Origin of the sequence: Rhodoplanes tepidamans (assembly GCF_030813915.1) — a bacterium.
Taxonomy (GTDB): Bacteria; Pseudomonadota; Alphaproteobacteria; order Rhizobiales; family Xanthobacteraceae; genus Rhodoplanes; species Rhodoplanes tepidamans.
On the sequence record NZ_JAUSUJ010000001.1, the window covers coordinates 110998 to 131819 of the forward strand.

The 20822-nt window shown below is 71.6% G+C and carries 18 protein-coding genes; 14 read left to right on the forward strand and 4 right to left on the reverse strand.

Translation table 11 applies throughout. The features are described from left to right. Position 1 precedes the first annotated feature (1 nt). The 3 genes from J2S22_RS00485 to J2S22_RS00495 all read right to left on the reverse strand — a co-directional run bounded on the left by J2S22_RS00485 (position 2) and on the right by J2S22_RS00495 (position 3622). The gene (locus tag J2S22_RS00485; RefSeq protein WP_272776204.1) at positions 2-1309 is read right to left on the reverse strand and encodes a TRAP transporter large permease; all 1308 of its coding nucleotides are present in this window, start codon (positions 1307-1309) and stop codon (positions 2-4) included. A 10-nt stretch (positions 1310-1319) separates the two neighbouring features. Next, positions 1320-1865, reverse strand: coding sequence for a TRAP transporter small permease (locus tag J2S22_RS00490; protein ID WP_272776203.1), 546 nt, complete (start codon positions 1863-1865; stop codon positions 1320-1322). A gap of 383 nt (positions 1866-2248) precedes the next feature. Beyond that, positions 2249-3622: a GDSL-type esterase/lipase family protein gene (locus J2S22_RS00495; RefSeq protein WP_272776202.1), complete on the reverse strand. Its 1374-nt coding sequence runs from the start codon at positions 3620-3622 to the stop codon at positions 2249-2251. A 180-nt stretch (positions 3623-3802) separates the two neighbouring features. On the opposite strand from J2S22_RS00495, the gene ftsW reads away from it, so the two are divergent. From ftsW to murB, 7 genes are all read left to right on the forward strand, one after another. Continuing rightward, positions 3803-4957: a putative lipid II flippase FtsW gene (gene ftsW / locus J2S22_RS00500; protein ID WP_272776201.1), complete on the forward strand. Its 1155-nt coding sequence runs from the start codon at positions 3803-3805 to the stop codon at positions 4955-4957. Further along, a complete protein-coding gene (gene murG / locus J2S22_RS00505; RefSeq protein WP_272776200.1) occupies positions 4954-6114 on the forward strand; it encodes an undecaprenyldiphospho-muramoylpentapeptide beta-N-acetylglucosaminyltransferase in 1161 nt (386 codons plus the stop codon). The genes ftsW and murG overlap by 4 nt, the downstream gene beginning before the upstream one ends. Before the next feature lie 155 nt (positions 6115-6269). Further along, complete coding sequence (gene murC, locus J2S22_RS00510) at positions 6270-7682, forward strand: UDP-N-acetylmuramate--L-alanine ligase (protein ID WP_272776199.1); 1413 nt, start codon at positions 6270-6272, stop codon at positions 7680-7682. A gap of 11 nt (positions 7683-7693) precedes the next feature. Further along, positions 7694-8392 carry a glutamine amidotransferase gene (locus J2S22_RS00515; RefSeq protein WP_272776198.1) on the forward strand — a complete coding sequence of 233 codons (699 nt, stop codon included), beginning with the start codon at positions 7694-7696 and terminating at the stop codon, positions 8390-8392. 60 nt (positions 8393-8452) lie between these two features. Continuing rightward, positions 8453-8674 carry an addiction module protein gene (locus J2S22_RS00520; protein WP_272776197.1) on the forward strand — a complete coding sequence of 74 codons (222 nt, stop codon included), beginning with the start codon at positions 8453-8455 and terminating at the stop codon, positions 8672-8674. After that, a complete protein-coding gene (locus J2S22_RS00525; RefSeq protein ID WP_272776196.1) occupies positions 8650-8967 on the forward strand; it encodes a type II toxin-antitoxin system RelE/ParE family toxin in 318 nt (105 codons plus the stop codon). The genes J2S22_RS00520 and J2S22_RS00525 overlap by 25 nt, the downstream gene beginning before the upstream one ends. A 17-nt stretch (positions 8968-8984) precedes the next feature. Next, positions 8985-9905: a UDP-N-acetylmuramate dehydrogenase gene (gene murB, locus J2S22_RS00530; RefSeq protein WP_272776195.1), complete on the forward strand. Its 921-nt coding sequence runs from the start codon at positions 8985-8987 to the stop codon at positions 9903-9905. Between the two features lie 155 nt (positions 9906-10060). Here murB and J2S22_RS00535 read toward each other — a convergent pair whose 3' ends face one another. Next, positions 10061-10843 (reverse strand): bestrophin-like domain, encoded by a 783-nt coding sequence (locus J2S22_RS00535; protein WP_272776194.1) that lies wholly within the window; start codon positions 10841-10843, stop codon positions 10061-10063. A 119-nt stretch (positions 10844-10962) separates the two neighbouring features. Between J2S22_RS00535 and J2S22_RS00540 the strand changes: the two genes are divergently transcribed. The 7 genes from J2S22_RS00540 (at position 10963) to recN (ending at position 20705) form a co-directional block, all read left to right on the forward strand. Then, positions 10963-11883 (forward strand): D-alanine--D-alanine ligase, encoded by a 921-nt coding sequence (locus J2S22_RS00540; RefSeq protein ID WP_272776193.1) that lies wholly within the window; start codon positions 10963-10965, stop codon positions 11881-11883. Further along, positions 11850-12845, forward strand: a complete 996-nt coding sequence (locus J2S22_RS00545; RefSeq protein WP_272776192.1) for a cell division protein FtsQ/DivIB — start codon at positions 11850-11852, stop codon at positions 12843-12845. The genes J2S22_RS00540 and J2S22_RS00545 overlap by 34 nt, the downstream gene beginning before the upstream one ends. Then, positions 12842-14161: a cell division protein FtsA gene (gene ftsA / locus J2S22_RS00550; protein WP_272776191.1), complete on the forward strand. Its 1320-nt coding sequence runs from the start codon at positions 12842-12844 to the stop codon at positions 14159-14161. The genes J2S22_RS00545 and ftsA overlap by 4 nt, the downstream gene beginning before the upstream one ends. Positions 14162-14246: 85 nt before the next feature. After that, entirely contained in the window at positions 14247-16055 is a 1809-nt protein-coding gene (gene ftsZ, locus J2S22_RS00555; RefSeq protein ID WP_272776190.1) for a cell division protein FtsZ, read from the forward strand. A gap of 661 nt (positions 16056-16716) precedes the next feature. After that, positions 16717-17673, forward strand: coding sequence for a UDP-3-O-acyl-N-acetylglucosamine deacetylase (lpxC, locus tag J2S22_RS00560; protein ID WP_272776189.1), 957 nt, complete (start codon positions 16717-16719; stop codon positions 17671-17673). Between the two features lie 271 nt (positions 17674-17944). After that, complete coding sequence (locus tag J2S22_RS00565) at positions 17945-18766, forward strand: outer membrane protein assembly factor BamD (protein WP_272776296.1); 822 nt, start codon at positions 17945-17947, stop codon at positions 18764-18766. A 268-nt stretch (positions 18767-19034) separates the two neighbouring features. Next, on the forward strand, positions 19035-20705 hold the full coding sequence (gene recN / locus J2S22_RS00570; protein ID WP_272776188.1) for a DNA repair protein RecN: 1671 nt from the start codon (positions 19035-19037) through the stop codon (positions 20703-20705). The last annotated feature ends 117 nt before the right edge of the window (positions 20706-20822 follow it).

The following is a 20822-nucleotide window of genomic DNA, read 5'->3' on the forward strand; positions in this document are numbered from 1 at the left end:
ATCAGTTCGAGAAAGCGAGCTGCGGGACGACCATCACGATCTGCGGGAAGACCGTGATGATCGCGACCGCGGCGACGAGAAGCAGGAAGAACGGCAGGGCGGCCCAGGCGACCGTGTTGGAATCCTTGCCGCTCATGGTCTGCAGGACGAACAGGTTGAAGCCGACCGGCGGCGACACTTGCGCCATCTCCACCACCAGCACGACGAAGATGCCGAACCACACCGGATCGAAGCCGGCCTGGCGCACCATCGGGATCACCACCGAGGTGGTGAGCACGATCATCGAGATGCCGTCGATCATGGTGCCGAGCACCATGTACATCACGGTCAGCGCGGCGATCAGGGCGTAGGGGCTGAGCGCCAGCGCCTGCACCCACTCGGCGAGCGCCGTCGGAATGCCCGTGTAGGCGAGCGCCGTCGACAGATACGAGGCGCCGGCCAGGATCAGCATGATCATGCAGGTGACGCGGGTCGCCCCCATCACGCTGGTCCAGAACAGCTCCCGGGTCAGCGCGCCGTGCCACCAGGCGATGGCGAGCGAGCCGAGCACGCCCCACGCGGCGCACTCCGTCGCCGTCGCCCAGCCGAGAATCAGAGACAGGAAGACCAGCAGGATCAGCAGGGCGACCGGGATCAGCTTGGCCGATTCCTGGATCCTCGCCCGCCACGTCATCGGCGGATCGGCCGGCGGCGTCTTCGCCGGATTGAGCAGCGACCAGACGATCAGGTAGCCCGAGTACAGCACCATCACCAGAAGGCCGGGCAGGAAGCCGGCGAGGAAGACCTGGATGATCGAGACGTTGGCGGTCGCCGCGTAGACCACCATCATGATCGACGGCGGGATCAGGAGGCCGAGCGTGCCGGCGCCGGCGAGCGAGCCGAGGCTCACCATCTCGTCGTAGCCGCGGCGCTTGAGCTCGGGCAGCGCGATCTTGGCGACCGTCGCACAGGTCGCGGTCGAGGAGCCCGACACGGCGCCGAAGATGCCGCAGGCCAGCACGTTGACGTGCATCAGCCGGCCCGGCAGCCAGTTGAGCCACGGCGCCAGCCCGCGGAACATCTCCTCCGAGAGCCTGGTGCGGAACAGGATCTCGCCCATCCAGATGAACAGCGGCAGCGCGGCGAGCGTCCACGACGCCGAGTTGCCCCAGATGGTGGTGGCGAGCACGCTGCCGGCCGGAATGTGACCGCCGACGAACTGCATGCCGACGAAGCCGCAGGCCATCAGCGTGATGGCGATCCACACGCCGCCGGCGAGCAGCACCGCGAGCAGGAGCAGCAGCAGGGCCGCGATTTCCAGGAGCTCCATGACGGTCGCCTCAGACGCCGCTCTGGATCGCCTGCTCGACGACCTCCTCGGCGGACTTCGGCCGGGGCTTCTCGTGGCGGTTCGCTCCGCCGGTCGCCATCCACACGAGCTCGTCGACGAAGGCGACCGCGAGGATCACCAGGCCCGACGTGAAGCCGAGCTGCGGGATCCACAGCGGGATCGCGACCACCCCCTGGGTCATGTCGCCGAACAGCCAGGAGTACCAGGTCATCACCACGGCGTTGTACGCGAAGAAGCCGACGAAGCCGCAGCCGACCACCAGGGCGCCGATCTCGAACACCCGCCGGATGCGATCCGGAAACCGGTCGATCAGGAGACCGACCCGGATCAGCTCGCCGGACCTGAACGTGTGGGCGAGGCCGAGGAACGCCATCGCGGCCATGCACCACGACACGAAGTCGTCGCCGGCCGGGATGTTGAGGCCGAGCGGCCGCCCGGCCGACAGCAGCATCATCAGCACGAAGATGAGGACCAGGAAGCCGCCGGCGAGCCAGCCGGCCAGGAGATAGAGCGTGTCGAGCGCGGTTCGGATCATGACGGAGTCTGAATCCCGGCGGGGTTGTGGCGGCGAGAGCCCTCATCCTGGTCTGGGCCGGGCCGTCCATGCAAGGGCCGGCGACGGCGCAGGGCGAGGGCCCGCGAGGTGTTTCGCAGCCGCACAGTCAAGCAAGAGTCGCGCCAGGGATGGTGTCTTTCCACCTCTCGCCGCATGTGGGGAGGCGGATCGACCGGCGTCGACGTCCGGCCTCCGTGTCCCGGACGCGGCGTAGCGCGAAGCGGTGCGGCGCGAGCCGGGCCCCAGACGTGCGGGGGGCGGCGTCCGGCCGGTTCGATCCGCGGGCCGGTCGCTCGTGGCCAGGGCCCCGGATGCGGTGCATCGGGCCTGCGGCCTGACGCACCGTGTCCGGGGCACGCGGCCTACTTCGCTGCGGCCCTCCTGCCCTTCGCCGGCCCGAACAGGCCGAGGTCGATGGCGTGGCCCATGGCGTGATAGCCGCTGCGGTTCGGGTGCAGCCGGTCGCCCTTGCCGCCCGTGGTGCTGTCGGGGACGAACTCCTCCTTCAGCCCGCCGCTCGTCGGGTCGAGGGTGGCGGCGTCGAAGTCGACCACGGCGTCGAACACGCCCGGCCTGCGGATGTGGTCGTTGAGGTCGCGGCGCTTCTCGTCCTGCTCGACGAAGCCGTGCGCCGGGCTGCTGCTGCCGAGCGCCGAGACCACGGTGGCGCCGATCAGCTTGATGTCGGGCCGCTCGCGGCGCAGCCGCGCCAGCACCTCGTCCATCGCGCTCCGCACCGTCTCGAGGCTGGCATTGCCGTTGCGGCTGAAGTCGTTGGTGCCCTCGAGCCAGATCAGGGCGCGCACGCCGGAGAGCGCCAGCACGTCGCGGTCGATGCGGCTCCTGGCGCTGGGACCGCCCGGGAACGGCTTGTGCGGGCCGTACTCGGCCGGGCCGGCGATCTGGTTGCCGCCGATGCCGGCGTTCACCACGGCGACGCGGTTGCCGTGCACGGCCTTCAGGCGGCGCGACAGCACGTCGGGCCAGCGGTCGTCGCCGTTCATGGTCGAGGCGGTGCCGTCGGTGATCGAGTCGCCGAAGGCGACGACCGCGAAGGCGCCGGCCGGCGCCCGCATCTCGACGGCGTCGAGGAAGAACCAGGACGAGGTGCCGTAGGGGAACGCCGCCTCGCCCTCCTCGTGGCCGCGGGCGCCGCTGCCGGGCGGCGACACGTAGGAGGTCTGCAGCGCCTTGGCGTGCCACGTCATCGGGCCGCTCTCGCCGACGACGTGGAAGCTCACCGCGAGCTTGCGGCCGGCGAGCAGCCGGTCGTCGGGGCGCTTCACGAAGGCGAGCCGCACCGGGTCGCTCCACACCGACTCCCCGGGCGGGATGGTGACGCTCGCCTTGCGGCCGAACGTCACCGGCCGGTTGCTGCCCTTCACCAGGGCCGGGCCGCCGAGCTGGAGCCCGGCATGGACGCCGTCGAGGGTGAGCGGCTTCGTCCCGAACGCGTTGGAGAAGCGCAGCCGCGCCTCGCGGCCCCAGATGTCCGGCCGCACCACCATCCGCAGGGTCTGGTCGCGCGCCCCGGCCGCTTCGGACGGGAAGGCGTAGCGCTGGTCGGGCTGGGCCGAGGGATTGCCGACCGGGTAGGGGCCCTGGACCGAGCCGACCCAGCTCGCCACCCAGTGGCTCTTCTTCGGGGCGGCGGCGGCGGGGTCGGGCGGGAGGAGGGTGACGAGAGCGAGGGCGGCGACGAGGAGCGAGGCGATCAGGCCGGCGCGCCTGGGCATGGCAATGTCCTCTTGCAGTGTTCTTCTCGGTCCGGACGGCCCGGACGGGCCCGACTATAGGGGACCGGCCGGCGGCGATATCGGGGCGCCCGGGTCGCAATTCGAAATTTTTCCTTAACGGTCCGCAAACCATAGTCGCCCGGAGAATGCCCCGGAGAACGCCCGGAGAGGACCGCCGCCATGGTTTCGCGCGCCGAACGCACCTGGTTCGCCGACTGGTGGTGGACCGTCGACCGGCTGCTCCTGTTCGCGCTCGGCGCCCTGATGCTCGCCGGCATCATCTTCTCGCTCGCCGCGAGCCCGCCGGTCGCCAACCGCCTCGGCCTCGATCCGTTCTACTTCGTCAACCGGCACATCATGTACCTGCTGCCGGCCATCGCGGTGATGCTCGCCGTGTCGTTCCTCTCCCCCAGGGCGATCCGGCGCACCGCGCTGCTGGTGTTCCTGGTCAGCCTCGCCCTCACCGCCGCGACGCTGCATTTCGGCGCCGAGGTGAAGGGCGCCCGGCGCTGGATCGTGCTCGCCGGCGTCAACATCCAGCCGTCCGAGTTCGTCAAGCCGGCCTTCGTCATCCTGGTGGCCTGGCTGTTCGCCGAGTCGTCGCGCAAGACCGACGTGCCGGCCAACTCGCTGGCGATCGGGCTCCTCCTGTCGGTCGTCGCGGTCCTGGTGCTGCAGCCGGATTTCGGCCAGACCCTGCTGGTGACGCTGGTGTTCTGCGCCCTGTTCTTCATGACCGGGATGCGCTTCGTCTGGGTGCTGGTGCTGGCCGGGGTCGGCGTCGCCGGGGGCGTGGTCGCCTATTCGACCATCCCGCACGTGGCGCGGCGCATCAAACGCTTCCTCGATCCCGCCTCGGGCGATACCTTCCAGGTCGACGCGGCCGTCGAGTCGTTCATGCGGGGCGGCTGGTTCGGCCGCGGACCGGGCGAGGGGACCGTGAAGCGCATCCTGCCGGACAGCCATGCCGACTTCGTCTTCGCCGTCGCGGCGGAGGAGTTCGGCATCGTCGTGTGCCTGGCCGTGGTGGCGCTGTTCGCCTTCATCGTGCTGCGCTCGCTGCGCCGGGCCCAGCGCAGCGAGGACCCGTTCGCCCGCTTCGCCGTCACCGGCCTGGCGCTGCTGTTCGGCACCCAGGCGGCCATCAACATGGCCGTCAACCTCGCGCTGATCCCGGCCAAGGGCATGACGCTGCCGTTCATCTCCTACGGCGGTTCGTCGATGATCTCGCTCGCCTACGGCATCGGCATGCTGCTCGCCCTGTCGCGCGAGCAGCCGCGCGCCGAGATGCTGGCCGTGCCGGCCGGCCTCCTCACGGCGGAGCGGCCCGCATGAGCGACCCCGCAGCGCCGCCCGCCGGCGGGCCCGACAGACCCCCGCCGGCCCGGGTCGAGGGCGAGCCGCTGATCGTCGTCGCGGCGGGCGGCACCGGCGGCCACCTGTTCCCGGCCGAGGCGCTGGCCGTCGCCCTGAAGGCGCGCGGCTGCCTCGTCGACCTCGCCACCGACGAGCGCGCCTTCCGCTACGGCGGCAGCTTCCCGGCGCGGGCGACCCATGTGATCCCGAGCGCGACGCTGCGCGGGCGCGACCCCAAGGCGATGCTCCACACCCTGACCGTGCTGGGCAAGGGAATCTTTCAGGCGTTCCAGCTGTTCGGCCGGATCCGGCCCGCCGCCGTGGTCGGCTTCGGCGGCTATCCGACCCTGCCGCCCGTGCTGGCGGCGACGCTGCGCCGCATCCCGACCGTCATCCACGAGCAGAACGGCGTCGCCGGCCGCGCCAACCGGCTGCTGGCGCCGCGCGTCACCGCGATCGCCACCGGCTTCCCGGCGATCTTCGGCCACGATCCGCGGCTCGCCGCCAAGAGCACCCACACCGGCAACCCGATCCGGCCGGCCGTGGTGGAGGCCGCCGCGACCCCCTATCCGGGGCCGGACGGGCCGTTCCGCCTGCTGGTGTTCGGCGGCAGCCAGGGCGCCCGCATCATGGCCGACATCGTGCCACCCGCCCTGGAACTCCTCCCGGTGGTGGTGCGCTCGCGCCTCCAGGTGGTGCAGCAGGCCCGCGACGAGGACCTCTACTCGGTCGAGGAGGCCTACCGGCGGGCCGGCATCGCCGCCGAGGTGAAGCCGTTCTTCCGCGACCTGCCGGCCCGCATCGCCCAGTCCAGCCTGGTGATCGCCCGGGCCGGCGCCTCGACGGTCGCCGAGCTCGCCGCCATCGGCCGGCCGTCGATCCTGGTGCCGCTGCCGCATGCTCTCGACCAGGACCAGATGGCGAACGCCGGCATGCTGGAGAAGGCCGGCGGCGCGGTGCGAATCAAGCAGGCGGCGTTCTCGCCGGAGCGGCTGGCCGCCGAGATCGCCCGCCTCGCCACCGAGCCCGGGACGCTGCCCAAAATGGCCGCGGCGGCGCGCGGAATCGGCGTTCTCGATGCCGCCGACCGGCTCGCCGGCCTGGTCCTGACCGTCGCCGGCCGCGCGACGCCGTAGTTTTGCCGCCCCGAATTCGCTAAACCGTCGGCCGCGATCGCGGCCGGTGCCGGTCGGGTCAGCCCGGCACGGCATCGGTGCTCCCTCTCCCCGCCTGCGGGGAGAGGTTCTGGCCCCGCCTGCCTGCGTCGGCCGTGCCGAGGGAAGGACACATCATGAAGCTGCCGCACGACATCGGGCCGGTGCATTTCGTCGGGATCGGCGGCATCGGCATGAGCGGCATCGCCGAGGTGCTGGCGAATCTCGGCTACACGGTGCAGGGCTCCGACGTCGCCGAGAACGCCAACGTCAAGCGCCTGCGGGCCAAGGGCATCGCGGTGGCGATCGGCCACGCCGCCGAGAACGTCGACGGCGCCGACGTGCTGGTCGTCTCCTCGGCGATCCGGCGCGACAATCCGGAGCTGGTCGCGGCGCGGGCGAAGCGCCTGCCGGTGGTGCGGCGCGCCGAGATGCTGGCCGAGCTGATGCGGCTGAAGAGCTGCGTCGCCATCGGCGGCACCCACGGCAAGACGACGACCACGTCGCTGGTCGCCGCGCTGCTCGACGCCGGCGGCTTCGACCCGACCGTGATCAACGGCGGCATCATCAACGCCTACGGCACCAACGCCCGGCTCGGCGCCGGCGACTGGATGGTGGTGGAGGCCGACGAGTCCGACGGCACCTTCCTCAAGCTGCCGACCGACGTCGCCATCGTCACCAACATCGACCCCGAGCACCTCGACCACTTCAAGACCTACGAGGCCGTGCAGGAGGCGTTCCAGGCCTTCGCCGAGAACGTGCCGTTCTACGGCTTCGCGGTGATGTGCATCGACCACCCGGTGGTGCAGACCATGGTGGGCCGCATCGAGGACCGCCGCGTCATCACCTATGGCGAGAACCCGCAGGCCGACGCCCGCCTCGTCTACCAGGACCACGCCGACGGGATCTCCCGTTTCGCGGTGATCTTCCGCGACCGCGGCGGCGACACGGCGCACGAGATCGCCGGGATCGAGCTGCCGATGCCGGGCCGCCACAACGCCCTCAACGCCACCGCGGCGATCGCGGTGGCGCGCGAGCTCGGCGTCCCCGACGACCGCATCCGCAAGGCGCTGGCCGGCTTCTCCGGCGTCGGCCGCCGCTTCACCCGCACCGGCGCCTGGAACGGCGTCACCGTGATCGACGACTACGGCCACCACCCGGTCGAGATCGCCGCCGTGCTGAAGGCGGCGCGCGAGACGGCGAAGGGCCGGGTGATCGCCGTGATGCAGCCGCACCGCTACACCCGGCTGCAGTCGCTGTTCGAGCAGTTCTGCACCTGCTTCAACGACGCCGACACCGTGGTGGTGGCGCCCGTCTATCCGGCCGGCGAGGCGCCGATCCCCGGCATCGACCGCGACTCGCTGGTCGCCGGCATCCTGGCGCGCGGTCATCGCAAGGCGGTGCCGCTCGAAGGGCCGCAGGCGCTCGCCGCGGTGGTGCGGCAGATCGCCCAGCCGGGCGACTACGTCGTCTGCCTCGGCGCCGGCTCGATCACCCAGTGGGCGCACGCGCTGCCGAACGATCTCGCCGCGCTCGACCCGGCCGCGTAGAGGGGGTTCGGATGCCGACCTGCATCGCCGTCCGTCACGTCGCCTTCGAGGATCTCGGGCTGCTGGCGCCGCTGCTGGCGGAGCGCGGCTATCAGGTCCGCTATGTCGAGGCGCCGCTGGCGCCGCTCGACCCGGCCGCGCTGGCGGCGGCCGACCTGGTTGTGCTGCTCGGCGGCCCGATCGGCGTCTACGAGGAGGAGGCCTATCCGTTCGTGATCGGCGAGACGGCGGCGGTCGCTGCGCGCCTCGCCGCGGGCAAGCCGACGCTCGGCATCTGCCTCGGGGCGCAGTTCATGGCCAAGGCGCTCGGCGCCACGGTCGCGCCCGGGCCGCAGAAGGAGATCGGCTGGGCGCCGCTCCAGGTGACCGAGGCGGGCCGCGCCGCCGGCCTCGGCGACTTCGCGACGACCCCGGTGCTGCACTGGCACGGCGACAATTTCGCTCTCCCCGCCGGCGCGACGCGGCTCGCGTCGACGGCGGCGTGCCCGAACCAGGCCTTCTCGGTCGGCCCGGCGATCCTCGGCCTGCAGTTCCACGTCGAGGTGGATCCCGAGACGATCGAGACCTGGCTGGTCGGCCACACGGTCGAGCTCGGCAAGGCCGGCATCGACCCGCGCACCCTCCGGGCCCAGGCCGCGAGCGTCGGGAACGTCACGGCCGAGAAGGGCCGCGCCGTTCTGGCGCACTGGCTCGACGGGCTGGGGCGGTGAGGACATCGGGGCGCCGGATCTGCTAGATTGGGCGCCCACGACGGAGCGACCGAGATGGGCTTGAACGAGAGTTTGCGCAGGCAGGTCTTCGCGCTGACCCCGGAGGAGAAGATCGATCTCGCGGTCGAGCTGTGGGACAGCATCGCCCAGGACGACTTCCCTCCGATCGACGATGAGCTGAAGCAGGAGCTCGACCGCCGGCTCGAAGAGCATCGACGCGATCCATCGTCCGCGCGCTCCTGGGACGAGGTGCGCGAGTGGCTCTGGTCGCGACGGAAATGACGCGACGCGTCGTCGTCCGTCCGCAGGCGCGGCTCGAACTCGCCGCGGCGTCGGACTGGTACGACGAGCATGCTCCGGGCGTCGGTGACGACTTGCTGCGGGCCTTCGAAACGACGATCGCCGGGCTCGAACAGAATCCCTTCCGGTTCCAGGTCGTCCACCGGGACCTGCGGCGGGCCGGGCTAGGAAAGTTCCCGTACGGCCTGTTCTACACGGTCTCCGAGACCGACATCATCATCGTGGCCTGCATCCATGCCAGTCGCGATCCGAAGTTCTGGAAAAGTCGCGTCTGACCCGATCGTAAAGCGTCATGTCCTTTCCCGATCTCCTCCCCTCTCTCCGTGAAAAGCTGCCCGCGCTGCGCGGGCGGCTGACGGCGAACGAGCCGCTCAAGCCGCTCACCTGGTTCCGGGTCGGCGGGCCGGCCCAGGTGATGGTCGTGCCGGCCGACGAGGATGACCTCGCCTATCTGCTGAGCCGGCTGCCGTCCGATGTGCCGGTGACGATGCTCGGGCTCGGCTCCAACCTGATCGTGCGCGACGGCGGCGTGCCGGGCGTCGTGATCAGGCTCGGCCGCGGCTTCTCCGAGGTCACGGTGGAGGACGGGCACCGCATCCGCGCCGGCACCGGCGTGCCGGACGTCAAGGTCGCGCGCGCCGCGCAGGACGCCGGCATCGCCGGGCTCGCCTTCTTCCGCGGCATCCCCGGCTCGGTCGGCGGGGCGCTGCGCATGAATGGCGGTGCCTACGGGGGCGAGACCAAGGACGTGCTGGTCGAGGCGCGCGGCGTCGACCGGCAGGGCCGTGTTCGCGTCTTCGCGAACCCCGACATGCATTTCACCTACAGGCACTGCGGCGTCGCCGACGACGTGATCTTCACCAGCGCGCTGTTCCAGGGCACGCCCGGCGATCCGGCCGAGATCGCCGCCGCGATGGAGAAGATCACCGAGTCGCGCGAGGCGACGCAGCCGATCAAGAGCCGCACCGGCGGCTCGACCTTCAAGAACCCGCCCGGCCAGAAAGCGTGGCAGCTCGTCGACGCCGCCGGCTGCCGCGGACTCGTGGTCGGCGACGCCCAGGTCTCCGAGCTGCACTGCAATTTTTTGATCAATCGCGGCAACGCCACGGCCGCCGACATCGAGACGCTCGGCGAGACGGTGCGGGCCCGCGTGAAGGAGACGTCGGGCGTCGAGCTCGAGTGGGAGATCAAGCGGATCGGCCTGGCGGGGTGAGGCGTAGGTACGGCTGCCGCCGTCATTCCGGGGCGCGAACCGGAGGTTCGCGAACCCAGAATCCAGCCGTACGCCCACGGCTATTGGCTGCAGGCACTCGGCTGGATTCCGGGTTCGGCGCTGCGCCGCCCCGGAATGACGGAGACTAAACCCGCTCACCCCGTCTGCGAGATCAGCTCCGCGGCCCGCTCGATCGGCACCGGCGAGACCCGCATGTGGCCGCTGAACGGGTACTCCTGCAGGGCGACGAGGCCGAGCGCGATGATGGCGCCGAGCGTGAACACTGCCATGGCGGCGAGCTTGGCGCGCGGCTTGTCGAGATGGACGAGCGCGACGGCGATCTGGGTGACGATGCCGAGCGCCAGCACGGTGAGCCACTTGATGTCGTTGGTCTGGTCGGAGGCGAGCGCGAGGCGCTCGGCGCGCGCGTCGCGGATGCGGATCACCGCACCGAGGAGGGCCGTGGCCGCGGTCTGGCCGGCGTCGCGGGCGATCGCCGGATCGGACGCGAGGCGCAGCAGCTCGCGCAGCGCCGCTCCGGTCGCCGGCGCGCGGCGCCCTTCCGCCATCACGGCCCATTCGTCCTTCAGCACGCTGTCGGCATACGTCTTCAGCTCTCCCCGGATGGCGCTCATGTCGGCAGCGGCGGCGAGGCTCAGCGTGTTGAGCATGACGATCGCGCTCGCCTCGCCGGCGACGGCGCGCCAGGCCTGTCGGTTGCGGTCGGCGATGTCGCCGGCGAGAAATCCGGTGAGCAGCGAGAACAGCACGCTGACGGCGGCGATGAACGGCGCCACCACGCCGGTGAAGCTCTTGATCCAGCCGCTTACCGGTGAGGCCATGGCGAGCCAGGCGATCACGGCGGCGGTCGCCGCGTAGAAGGCGACGAGGACGCCGAACAGCGCCCAGGCCGGAAGCATCAGCCAGCCGTTGATCATCGTCCCCTCCTCGACCAGGGTGCGAGCACGCTGGACCGGAGTGCACCGGGGCGCCATACCGTCCGGTTAACGCCCGGCGAGAGTCGGCAGAACCGCTGGTTGCAAGGGGGACTTTTTCGATGTCCAAGCACGTCGCCGTCCTGATGGGAGGCTGGTCGTCGGAGCGGGAGGTGAGCCTGCGCTCGGGGGCGGCCTGCGCCGCGGCGCTGGAGTCGCGCGGCTACCGGGTCACCCGCATCGACGTCGGCCGCGACGTCGCGACCGTGCTGGGCCAGGTGAAGCCGGACGTCGCCCTCAACCTCCTGCACGGCCGGCCGGGCGAGGACGGGACCATCCAGGGCATCCTGGAGGTGCTGCAGATCCCCTACAGCCACTCGGGCGTGCTCGCCTCGGCGCTCGCCATGCAGAAGGACACGGCCAAGCTGGTGCTCGCCGCCGGCGGTGTCCCGGTGCCGGAAGGCGTGACGGTGTCGCGCGCCCAGGCGGCCCAGAAGCACGTCCTGCCGCGCCCCTACGTGATCAAGCCGGTCTGCGAGGGGTCGAGCGTCGGGGTGTTCATCGTCACCGAGCAGCATGAGCACCCCCCCCAGGAGCTCACCCGGCCGGATTGGCCCTACGGGGAGGAGGTGTTGTGCGAACGCTACATCGTTGGGAAAGAGTTAACCTGTGCCGTGATGGGCGATCGGGTCCTCGATGTCATTGAAATCGTTCCGAATGTCGCCTTCTACGACTACGAGGCCAAGTACGCTCCGGGGGGCTCCCGGCACGTTCTGCCGGCCGAAATTAAACCGAATGTTTACCAACACGTCCGAACACTGGCTCTCCGAGCGCACCGTGCGCTCGGCTGTCGGGGGGTCAGTCGGGCCGACTTCCGGTTCGACGACGGCCAGGAGGGCACGTCCGGGCTGTTCTGCCTGGAGGTGAACACCCAGCCCGGCATGACCGAGACGTCATTGGTGCCCGAGATGGCTGCTCATGCGGGCATCCCGTTCGAAGAGTTGGTCGAATGGATGGTGGAGGACGCGTCTTTGGACCGCTGACCGGGCGAAAGCCCGGCGGTTCGCCGCGTCCGCGTGCCGCCCGGGCGGCACCGAAGCGTCGCCGCCTCTCCGCCCACCGGCCGGCCGGCCGCTTCGCCAGCTTCGGCCCCATCGCCACCTTGCAGCGCCAGATCGACCGGATCGTCCGGGTGGCCGAGCACTGGCCGCGCTATGGCGGGGTCGCGGCCACGGCCGCCATCCTGCTGTCCAGCATCGGCTTCGGCATCGTCCGGGGCGGCCACACGCCGGTGGTGGTCGGGGCGCTCGCCGACATGCGCGACATGGCCGCCAACGCGGTCGGCTTCCGCATCGCCGGGGTGGCGCTGACCGGCCACCGGCATCTGTCGCGCGACGAGGTGCTGGCGATCGCCGGCATCACTGGCCGCAGCTCGCTCCTCTTCCTCGACGCCGCCGACGCCCGCGCCCGCCTGCGCGCCAATCCCTGGGTCGGCGACGCCACCGTGCAGAAGCTCTACCCGGACCGCCTCGCCATCGACATCGTCGAGCGCAACGCCTTCGCGCTGTGGCAGAAGGACGGCCAGGTCCATGTCATCGCGGCCGACGGCACCGTGCTCGAGGCCTATGTGTCGCGCGGCGTGATGGCGCTGCCCTTCGTGGTCGGCACCGGCGCCGACACCCGCGCCCGCGAGTTCCTCGGCCATCTCGACCGCCATCCGGCGCTGCGCGACCAGGTCGCCGCCGCCGTGCTGGTCGGCGAGCGGCGCTGGAACCTGAAGCTCAAGAACGGCATCGACATCCGCCTGCCGGAGACCGACGTGCCGCGCGCCCTCGACCAGCTGGCCACGCTCGAGCAGGAGAAGAAGCTCTTCTCGCGCGACATCGTGATGATCGACCTGAGACTGCCCGACCGGGTGACCGTGCAGCTGTCCGACGGGGCCGCCCAGGCCCGCGAGGACGCCCTGAAGCCCAAGCGGCCGAAGCCGAAGGGAGGCGCCGCATGAGCGATCTCCAGTTCGGTCTCGCCCCCAAGATGAAGCCGCTGGCGCCGCGGCGCAGCGCGGTCGTCGCCGCGCTCGACGTCGGCACCTCGAAGATCGCCTGCCTGATCGCGCGGCTGACGCCGCAGCCGCCCCAGGAGGTGCTGCGCCGCCGCACCCACGCCATCGACGTGATCGGCTTCAGCCACGCCGAGTCGCGCGGCCTCAAGGCCGGCGGCATCGTCGATCTCGCCGAGGCCGAGGTGGCGATCCGCCACGCCGTCGATCTCGCCGAGCGGGCCGGCCGCTGCCAGGTCGAGGCCGTCGTCGTGTCGCTGTCGGCCGGCCGGCCGTCGAGCGAGCTGTTCGCCGCCTCGGTCGACGTGCCCGGCACGGTGCGCGAGGGCGACATCGCCCGCGTGCTCGCCGCCGGCAGCCGCTCGTCGGTGCGGCCGGGCCGCGTCGTCCTCCACTCGGTGCCGATCGGCTACGCCATCGACCACGAGCGCGGCATCCGCGATCCGCGCGGCATGCTGGGCCAGCGCTTCGGCGTCGACATGCACGTGCTCACCGCCGAGGCCGCCGCCGCCCGCAACCTGATGCTGGCGATCGAGCGCTGCCATCTGTCGGTCGAGGCCATGGTGGCGAGTCCTTATGTCGCAGCCCTGGCGGCGCTCGCCGACGACGAGGCCGAGCTCGGCGCCGCCGTGGTCGACATGGGCGCCGGCACCACCACGATGGCGGTGTTCACCGGCGGGCGTTTCGTCCAGGCCGACGGCTTCGCGCTCGGCGGCCATCACGTCACGATGGATCTGGCGCGCGGACTCTCGGCTGCCGTGCCGGACGCCGAGCGAATCAAGACGCTCTATGGCAATGTGCTGGGTGGCGCGATGGACGACCGCGACATGATCGCCGTCCCGGCGGTTCCGGGCGACGACCGCGAGCCGCCGCAGTTCGTCTCCCGGGCGACCCTGACACGCATCATCAAGCCGCGTGTCGAGGAGATTCTGGAGATGGTCCGCGACCGGCTGGCGGCCTCGGCGTTTGCCGCCGAGCCGCGCGGGCGCGTCATCGTCACGGGTGGGGCGAGTGAGCTGACCGGATTTACCGAGCTCGCCGCGCGGATTCTCGGGCGGCCGGTCCGGGTGGGGCGGCCGCTCGGCGTCGCCGGCCTGCCGGAGGGTGCCAAGGGGGCGGCCTTCGCTGTCGCCGCCGGCCTCCTGGTCTATCCCCAGGTGGCGCATTTGGAGCATTTCGATCCGCGTCGCGCGCATCGCACACGCTCGGGCGCCAGCGGATATTTCACACGGGTCGGACGATGGCTACGCGAGAGCTTCTGACCCGAACAGGATTCCCGAACCCCGTCGGTGGCGGACCGGCGGACCCCGGCGGCGTCGCGCACGCCCCCGCATCGAAGAGGCAGCCATGAGCATCAATCTGAAGATCCCCGACATCCGGGAATTGAAGCCGCGGATCACCGTGTTCGGGGTCGGCGGTGCCGGCGGCAATGCCGTCAACAACATGATCCGGGCGGGGCTGCAGGGCGTCGATTTCGTCGTCGCCAACACCGATGCTCAGGCGCTGACCATGTCGGAGGCCGAGCGGATCATCCAGATGGGCGTGCAGGCGACCGAGGGCCTCGGCGCCGGCTCGCAGCCGGATGTCGGCCGCGCCGCCGCCGAGGAGGTGATCGACGAGATCCGTGATCACCTCACCGGCGCCCACATGGTGTTCGTCACCGCCGGCATGGGCGGCGGCACCGGCACGGGCGCCTCGCCCGTGGTCGCCCGCGCGGCCCGCGAGCTCGGCATCCTGACGGTCGGCGTCGTCACCAAGCCGTTCCACTTCGAGGGCCAGCGCCGCATGCGGCTCGCCGAGAACGGCATCTCCGAGCTGCAGAAGGTCGTCGACACCCTCATCATCATCCCGAACCAGAACCTGTTCCGGATCGCCAACGAGAAGACGACCTTCGCGGACGCCTTCGCGATGGCCGACCAGGTGCTCTACTCGGGCGTCGGCTGCATCACCGACCTGATGGTCAAGGAAGGCCTGATCAATCTCGACTTCGCCGACGTCCGCGCGGTGATGCGCGAGATGGGCAAGGCGATGATGGGCACCGGCGAGGCGACCGGCGAGAAGCGGGCGCTGCGCGCCGCCGAGGCGGCGATCGCCAACCCGCTGATCGACGACGTGTCGATGAAGGGCGCCCGCGGCCTCTTGATCTCGATCACGGGCGGCAAGGACCTCACCCTCTACGAGGTCGACGAGGCCGCGACCCGCATCCGCGAGGAGGTCGACTCCGACGCCAACATCATCGTCGGCGCCACCTTCGACGAGAGCCTGGAGGGCGTCATCCGCGTGTCCGTGGTGGCGACCGGGGTCGATCCGGCGATGATCGGGGCGAACCAGCAGATCGCGCCGGTGCCGGCCGTCGAGGCCTTCACGGCCCGCACGCCGGACACCCAGGCCGCCGCCGCCCACGAGTCGCGCATCGCCGACCTCGCCAACCGCCTGCGCGCCGACAACAAGCGCATCGCCGACCGCATCGAGCAGTCCGCCCCGTCGTCGGCCGAGCGGGCCGCCGTCCAGCCGCTGATCCCGGCCGAGCCGGCCGCGCCGACGAGCATCGACGCGGTCGCCGCCGCGGCGGTCGCCGACGCGCTGATCCCGCGCGAGATCGAGGACGTCACCATCCGGCCGATCCAGCAGCCCAAGGCGCCGTTCTATCCCGACGCCATGGCCCAGGAGGCCCCGGTCGAGTCGCACGAGGCGCCGCCCAAGGTGTTCATCCCGCCGCAGCCGGAGCGGCCGGCCAGCCGCCCGGCCCGCATGCCGCGGATCGACGAGCTGCCGCTGCCGGCCCAGAACGAGCTGCGCGCCCAGCGCGGCGAGCCGGCCGGCGACGAGCACCCGGAGAAGCGCCGCCTGTCGCTGCTGCAGCGCCTCGCCGCCGTCGGCCTCGGCCGCAGCGCCGAGGAGGCGCGGCCGGCGGAGCCGCCGAAGGCCGCCCGCCCGGCGATGCCGGCCGAGCGCCCGATGGCGCCCCGCATGCCGCCGATGCCGCCGGTCGGCCGCGGTCCGGACCCGGTCTCCGACTACGCCCGCCGGTCCGCTCCGGCCCCGCAGGCGCCGCAGGGCCTCGACCTGCACGGCCGCCCGGCCGCGCCGCAGCCGGCCGCCCACGACGACGACCAGCTCGACATCCCGGCGTTCCTGCGCCGGCAGGCGAACTAAGGCGGGGGGCGGAGCGTCGTCCGCCCCGGCGCTTCGTCCGACGAGCCGCACGCGGACCGGCCGATCTGCCTCCGGACGGTCTGCGACGAATGGCCGGGCCTCGCGCCCGGCCATTCTTTTTCAGGAGCGACGGATTTCGTGATCGGCGGGCGCGCCTCGCCCGGCCCCGAGGATGGGGGCCCGGACCGGCAGGGGCGCCGCGACGGCGCGCGCTGCGCGAATCACCCGCGACGGCCGTCCTGATTCGCGAATCATCGATTTGCCGCGATCGCAGCGGCACAAGTCGCGCCGCGCCAGTCTCGCGGCTGCGAAGGGCCCGGTTCCGGTCCGGGGGTAGCGCGGTGTGGCGCAGGCGCCACCGTCAAGCCGCAGAGGCGCCCAAAAGGATGGTTTTCCTCGGATTTCGTGGCCGAAACCCGGTCGAAAGCGCCCGTTTTTCAGGTAACAATCGGTAAGAAAGCGTGAGTTGGCCCTGCCGGATCAGACGGTTAATGTTCCTTCGGCACGGGGACAGACTTGGGCCTCAACGGGGCAACCTGAGCGCGCGTAACAGCGACGGGTTGGTGGAGGTCCGACAACAGCGTCCCGTGGGGGAAAAACTTGAACGGACAGCCGCAGTCTCTGCGGCGCGCTGAAGTTTTTTGGGATTGGGACGTTTGGCATGAAATCCGGCCGACAGACGACGCTGCGCTCCGACGTGACCGTATCGGGGATCGGCGTGCATTCCGGGGTTCCCGCCACCCTGACGCTGCATCCGGCCGGTCCGGGCACCGGCCTCCGCTTCGTCCGCCCCGGCACCGACGGCAAGCCCGACCGCGAGATCACGGCGGACGTCCGCTCCGTGGTGGCGACCGACTTCGCCACCGTGATCGGCGACGCCTCGGGCCCGCTGTGCTCGACCGCCGAGCACGTGCTGGCCGCCCTCTCGGGGCTCGGCATCGACAACGCCGTGATCGAGATCGACGGCCCCGAGATGCCGATCATGGACGGCAGCGCCGAGGACTTCGTCACGGCGATCGAGCGGGTCGGCCTGGAGACGACGGCGGCGCCGCGCCGCTACATCAAGGTGCTCAAGCCGGTGCGGGTCGCCAACGGCCGCTCCTACGGCGAGCTGCGCCCCTACGACCGCGGCATGCGCTTCGAGATCGAGATCGCCTTCGACCACGCCCTGATCGGCCGCCAGGCGATGGCCTTCGACCTCGACCCGATCCACTTCCGGCGCGAGATCGCCCGCGCCCGCACGTTCGGCTTCATGAGCGACGTGGCGAAGCTGTGGAGCGCCGGCTACGCGCTGGGCGCCAGCTTCGAGAACACCCTTGTGGTCGCGGAGACCCGCATCCTCAACCCCGACGGCCTGCGCTGGGCCGACGAGTTCGTGCGCCACAAGGCGCTCGACGCGATCGGCGACCTGGCGCTGGCGGGTGCCCCTCTGCTCGGGGTCTACCGGTCGGTCTGCGGCGGCCACAAGCTCAACCACGCGGTGATCTCGGCCCTGATGGCCGACCGCTCCGCCTGGACCGTGGTCGACGCGACGGCGCTCGCCCGCAAGACCGTGCGCGGCCGGGCCGAGCTGACCACCGGCGTCGCCGCTCCGGCCTATGGGCCCGACGTGTCCTGAGGGACGCACTCCCCCCGGCCCGGCCCCCGGCCGCGCCCGTCGCCACGCCCGCCGCCACATTCCCGGCCGAATGTCGGGGTTGAGTCCGCTCCGACAGGCGAGACTCCGACAGCGGAGACTCGGCACCGGTGAACGCGGCCTGGACGGGCGGCCGTGCGGCGCCATTCACGAGGGGGCTTCAGTGGTTTCAACGTCGTCATGGCGCGCGGCTCCGCGTCGGGGCTCGTCCGCCGGTGCAGGCACCGGGACCGGACGCTCCGGGCTCGGGCGCATCGCCGCGCTTCTGCCCGTTCTGGTGATTCTGGCCGGCTGCAGCAGCCTCTCCAGCTGGTTCGGCGGCAACGACGACGATCTCGGCCCGGACATTCCGGCCGACAAGCTCTACAACGAGGGCGTCTACCTCCTGAACGAGAAGGGCTCCGCCAAGGACGCCGTGAAGAAGTTCGAGGAGGTCGACCGCCAGCACCCCTATTCGGAGTGGGCCCGCAAGTCGCTGCTGATGACCGCCTACTCGTACTACGAGACGCGCCAGTACGACGACGCGATCGGCGCCGCCAAGCGCTACGTCAGCTTGCATCCCGGCAGCCCTGACGTCGCCTACGCCCAGTACCTGATCGGCGCCTCCTACTACGACCAGATTCCCGACGTCACCCGCGACCAGACCCGCACCGAGAAGGCCATCCAGGCGCTCGAGGAGGTCATCCGCAAGTACCCGACCTCGGAATACGCCCAGCAGGCCCGCAAGAAGATCGAGGTCGGCCGCGACCATCTCGCCGCCAAGGAGATGGAGGTCGCGCGCTACTACATGCAGAAGAAGAACTTCATCGGCGCGATCAACCGCTTCAAGGTGGTGGTGACGCAGTATCAGACGACCCGGCACGTCGAGGAGGCGCTGATGCGGCTCACCGAGTGCTACATGATGCTCGGCATCGCCGGCGAGGCGCAGACCGCGGCCGCCGTGCTCGGCCACAACTTCCCGGACAGTCCCTGGTACAAGGACGCCTACAACCTGGTGCGGGGCGGCGGCTTCGAGCCGTCCGAGAACAAGGGCTCGTGGATCAGCCGGGCGTTCAAGAAGGTCGGCCTCGGCTGAGCGCCGGCGCCGCCGGCGGGCCGGCGCGCGGGTCACGTCGCGAATTTGTTCGACGGCCGGGCTTGTCCCGGCCGTTCGCGTTCTTGTACCAACGAACCGACGGACTGTTCTCCGTCACCCTGAGGTGGCCGCGTGGCTGCGCGAAGCGCAGGTGCGCGGCCCTCGAAGGGCGACGGCCCGGGCGCCGGTGGCCGTTCATCCTTCGAGGCTCGCTTCGCTCGCGCCTCGTGATGACGGTCTCGGGCTGCGCCCCAGCTGTGGACTGGACATGCTGGCCCGCCTCTCGATCCGCGACATCGTCCTCATCGATCGCCTCGACCTCGATTTCGGGCCGGGCCTCGCCGTGCTGACCGGCGAGACCGGGGCGGGAAAGTCGATCCTGCTCGATGCCTTCGCGCTGGCGCTGGGGGCGCGCGGCGACGCCGCGCTGGTGCGCAGCGGCGCCGAGCAGGGCCAGATCACCGCCGTGTTCGAGCCGGACGCCGCGCATCCGGTCAACGACCTCCTGCGCGACAACGACATCCCGGTCGAGGATCAGCTGCTGCTGCGCCGCGTCCAGCTCGCCGACGGGCGCACCCGCGCCTTCGTCAACGACCAGCCGGTGTCTGTGAAGGTGCTGGAGAGCCTCGGCGAGCGCCTGGTCGAGATCCACGGCCAGCACGATGCCCGCGCCCTCGTCGACCCGGCGAGCCACCGCAGCCTGCTCGACGCCTATGGCGGGCTCGAGCGCGACGCCGAATCGGTGGCGCGGCTGTGGGCGGCGCGGCGCGACGCCGAGCAGACGCTGGCGGCGCACCGCGCCGAGGTGGAGCGGGCGCAACGCGAGGCCGACTGGCTGCGCCACGCCGTCGACGAGCTGCGCACGCTCGCCCCCGAGCCGGGCGAGGAGACGACGCTGGCCGACCGCCGCAGCGCCATGATGCAGGCCGAGAAGGCCGCGGACGACCTGCGCGACGCGCTCGCCGTGGTGTCGGGCCCGCAGTCGCCCGGCCCGGCGCTCGCCGCCGCGGTGCGGCGGCTGGAGCGGCGTGGCACCGCCGGCGGCTATGTCGCCCCGGCCGTGGCGGCGATCGACGCGGCGCTCACCGCGCTCGACGAGGCGCGCGGCCATCTGGAGGCGGCGCTCGCCGCCGGCGCCTTCGATCCGCGCACCCTGGAGCGGATCGAGGAGCGGCTGTTCGCGCTGCGCGCCGCCGGTCGCAAGTACGACGTCGCGGTCGACGGGCTCGCGGCGCTCGCCGAGCGCTACGCCAGCGACCTCGCGCTGATCGACGCCGGCGCCGAGCGCCTCGCCCGGCTGGAGCGCGAGGCGGCCGAGGCGGCGGGGCGGTTCGACGCCGCCGCCGCGGCACTGTCGAGCCAGCGCCGGCGCGCCGCCGAGGCGCTCGACAAGGCGCTGGCCGGCGAGCTGAAGCCCCTGAAGCTCGAGCGGGCCCGCTTCGCCACCGCGATCCTGAGCGAGCCCGAGCGGCCCGGCCCGCACGGGCTCGACCGCGTCGAGTTCCAGGTGCAGACCAATCCGGGCACCGCGCCGGGGCCGCTGATGAAGATCGCCTCGGGCGGCGAGCTGTCGCGCTTCCTGCTGGCGCTGAAGGTGGTGATCGCCGACCGTGGCTCGGCGCCGACCCTGGTGTTCGACGAGATCGACACGGCGGTCGGCGGCGCCGTCGCCGACGCCATCGGGGTGCGGCTCGCCCGGCTCGGCGGCACCGTGCAGGTGATCGCCGTCACCCACGCCCCGCAGGTGGCGGCGCGCGCCGACCGCCACCTCCTGATCAGCAAGGGCGCCCTCGACCGCGGCAAGCGCGTCGCCACCCGCGTCGCGGTGCTCGACGACGGCACCCGCCGCGAGGAGATCGCCCGCATGCTCTCCGGCGCCGAGATCACCGCCGAAGCCCGCGCCGCCGCCGACCGCCTGCTGAAGGCCGCGGCGGGGTAGGGGGCGGCGCCGGGGGTGTATTACGCCGTCATTCCGGGGCGCGCCGAAGGCGCGAACCCGGAATCCAGCCACGCGGACAACGCCCGTCACCGGCTGGATTCCGGGTTCGCCGCTACG

What these genes read in the sequence shown, in the direction of transcription:
- J2S22_RS00485 (WP_272776204.1), bottom strand. Translation starts at nt 1,309, where the DNA reads ATGGAGCTCCTGGAAATCGCGGCCCTGCTGCTGCTCCTGCTCGCGGTG.
- J2S22_RS00490 (WP_272776203.1), bottom strand. Translation starts at nt 1,865, where the DNA reads ATGATCCGAACCGCGCTCGACACGCTCTATCTCCTGGCCGGCTGGCTC.
- J2S22_RS00495 (WP_272776202.1), bottom strand. Translation starts at nt 3,622, where the DNA reads ATGCCCAGGCGCGCCGGCCTGATCGCCTCGCTCCTCGTCGCCGCCCTC.
- ftsW (WP_272776201.1), top strand. Translation starts at nt 3,803, where the DNA reads ATGGTTTCGCGCGCCGAACGCACCTGGTTCGCCGACTGGTGGTGGACC.
- murG (WP_272776200.1), top strand. Translation starts at nt 4,954, where the DNA reads ATGAGCGACCCCGCAGCGCCGCCCGCCGGCGGGCCCGACAGACCCCCG.
- murC (WP_272776199.1), top strand. Translation starts at nt 6,270, where the DNA reads ATGAAGCTGCCGCACGACATCGGGCCGGTGCATTTCGTCGGGATCGGC.
- J2S22_RS00515 (WP_272776198.1), top strand. Translation starts at nt 7,694, where the DNA reads ATGCCGACCTGCATCGCCGTCCGTCACGTCGCCTTCGAGGATCTCGGG.
- murB (WP_272776195.1), top strand. Translation starts at nt 8,985, where the DNA reads ATGTCCTTTCCCGATCTCCTCCCCTCTCTCCGTGAAAAGCTGCCCGCG.
- J2S22_RS00535 (WP_272776194.1), bottom strand. Translation starts at nt 10,843, where the DNA reads ATGATCAACGGCTGGCTGATGCTTCCGGCCTGGGCGCTGTTCGGCGTC.
- J2S22_RS00540 (WP_272776193.1), top strand. Translation starts at nt 10,963, where the DNA reads ATGTCCAAGCACGTCGCCGTCCTGATGGGAGGCTGGTCGTCGGAGCGG.
- J2S22_RS00545 (WP_272776192.1), top strand. Translation starts at nt 11,850, where the DNA reads ATGGATGGTGGAGGACGCGTCTTTGGACCGCTGACCGGGCGAAAGCCC.
- ftsA (WP_272776191.1), top strand. Translation starts at nt 12,842, where the DNA reads ATGAGCGATCTCCAGTTCGGTCTCGCCCCCAAGATGAAGCCGCTGGCG.
- ftsZ (WP_272776190.1), top strand. Translation starts at nt 14,247, where the DNA reads ATGAGCATCAATCTGAAGATCCCCGACATCCGGGAATTGAAGCCGCGG.
- lpxC (WP_272776189.1), top strand. Translation starts at nt 16,717, where the DNA reads ATGAAATCCGGCCGACAGACGACGCTGCGCTCCGACGTGACCGTATCG.
- recN (WP_272776188.1), top strand. Translation starts at nt 19,035, where the DNA reads ATGCTGGCCCGCCTCTCGATCCGCGACATCGTCCTCATCGATCGCCTC.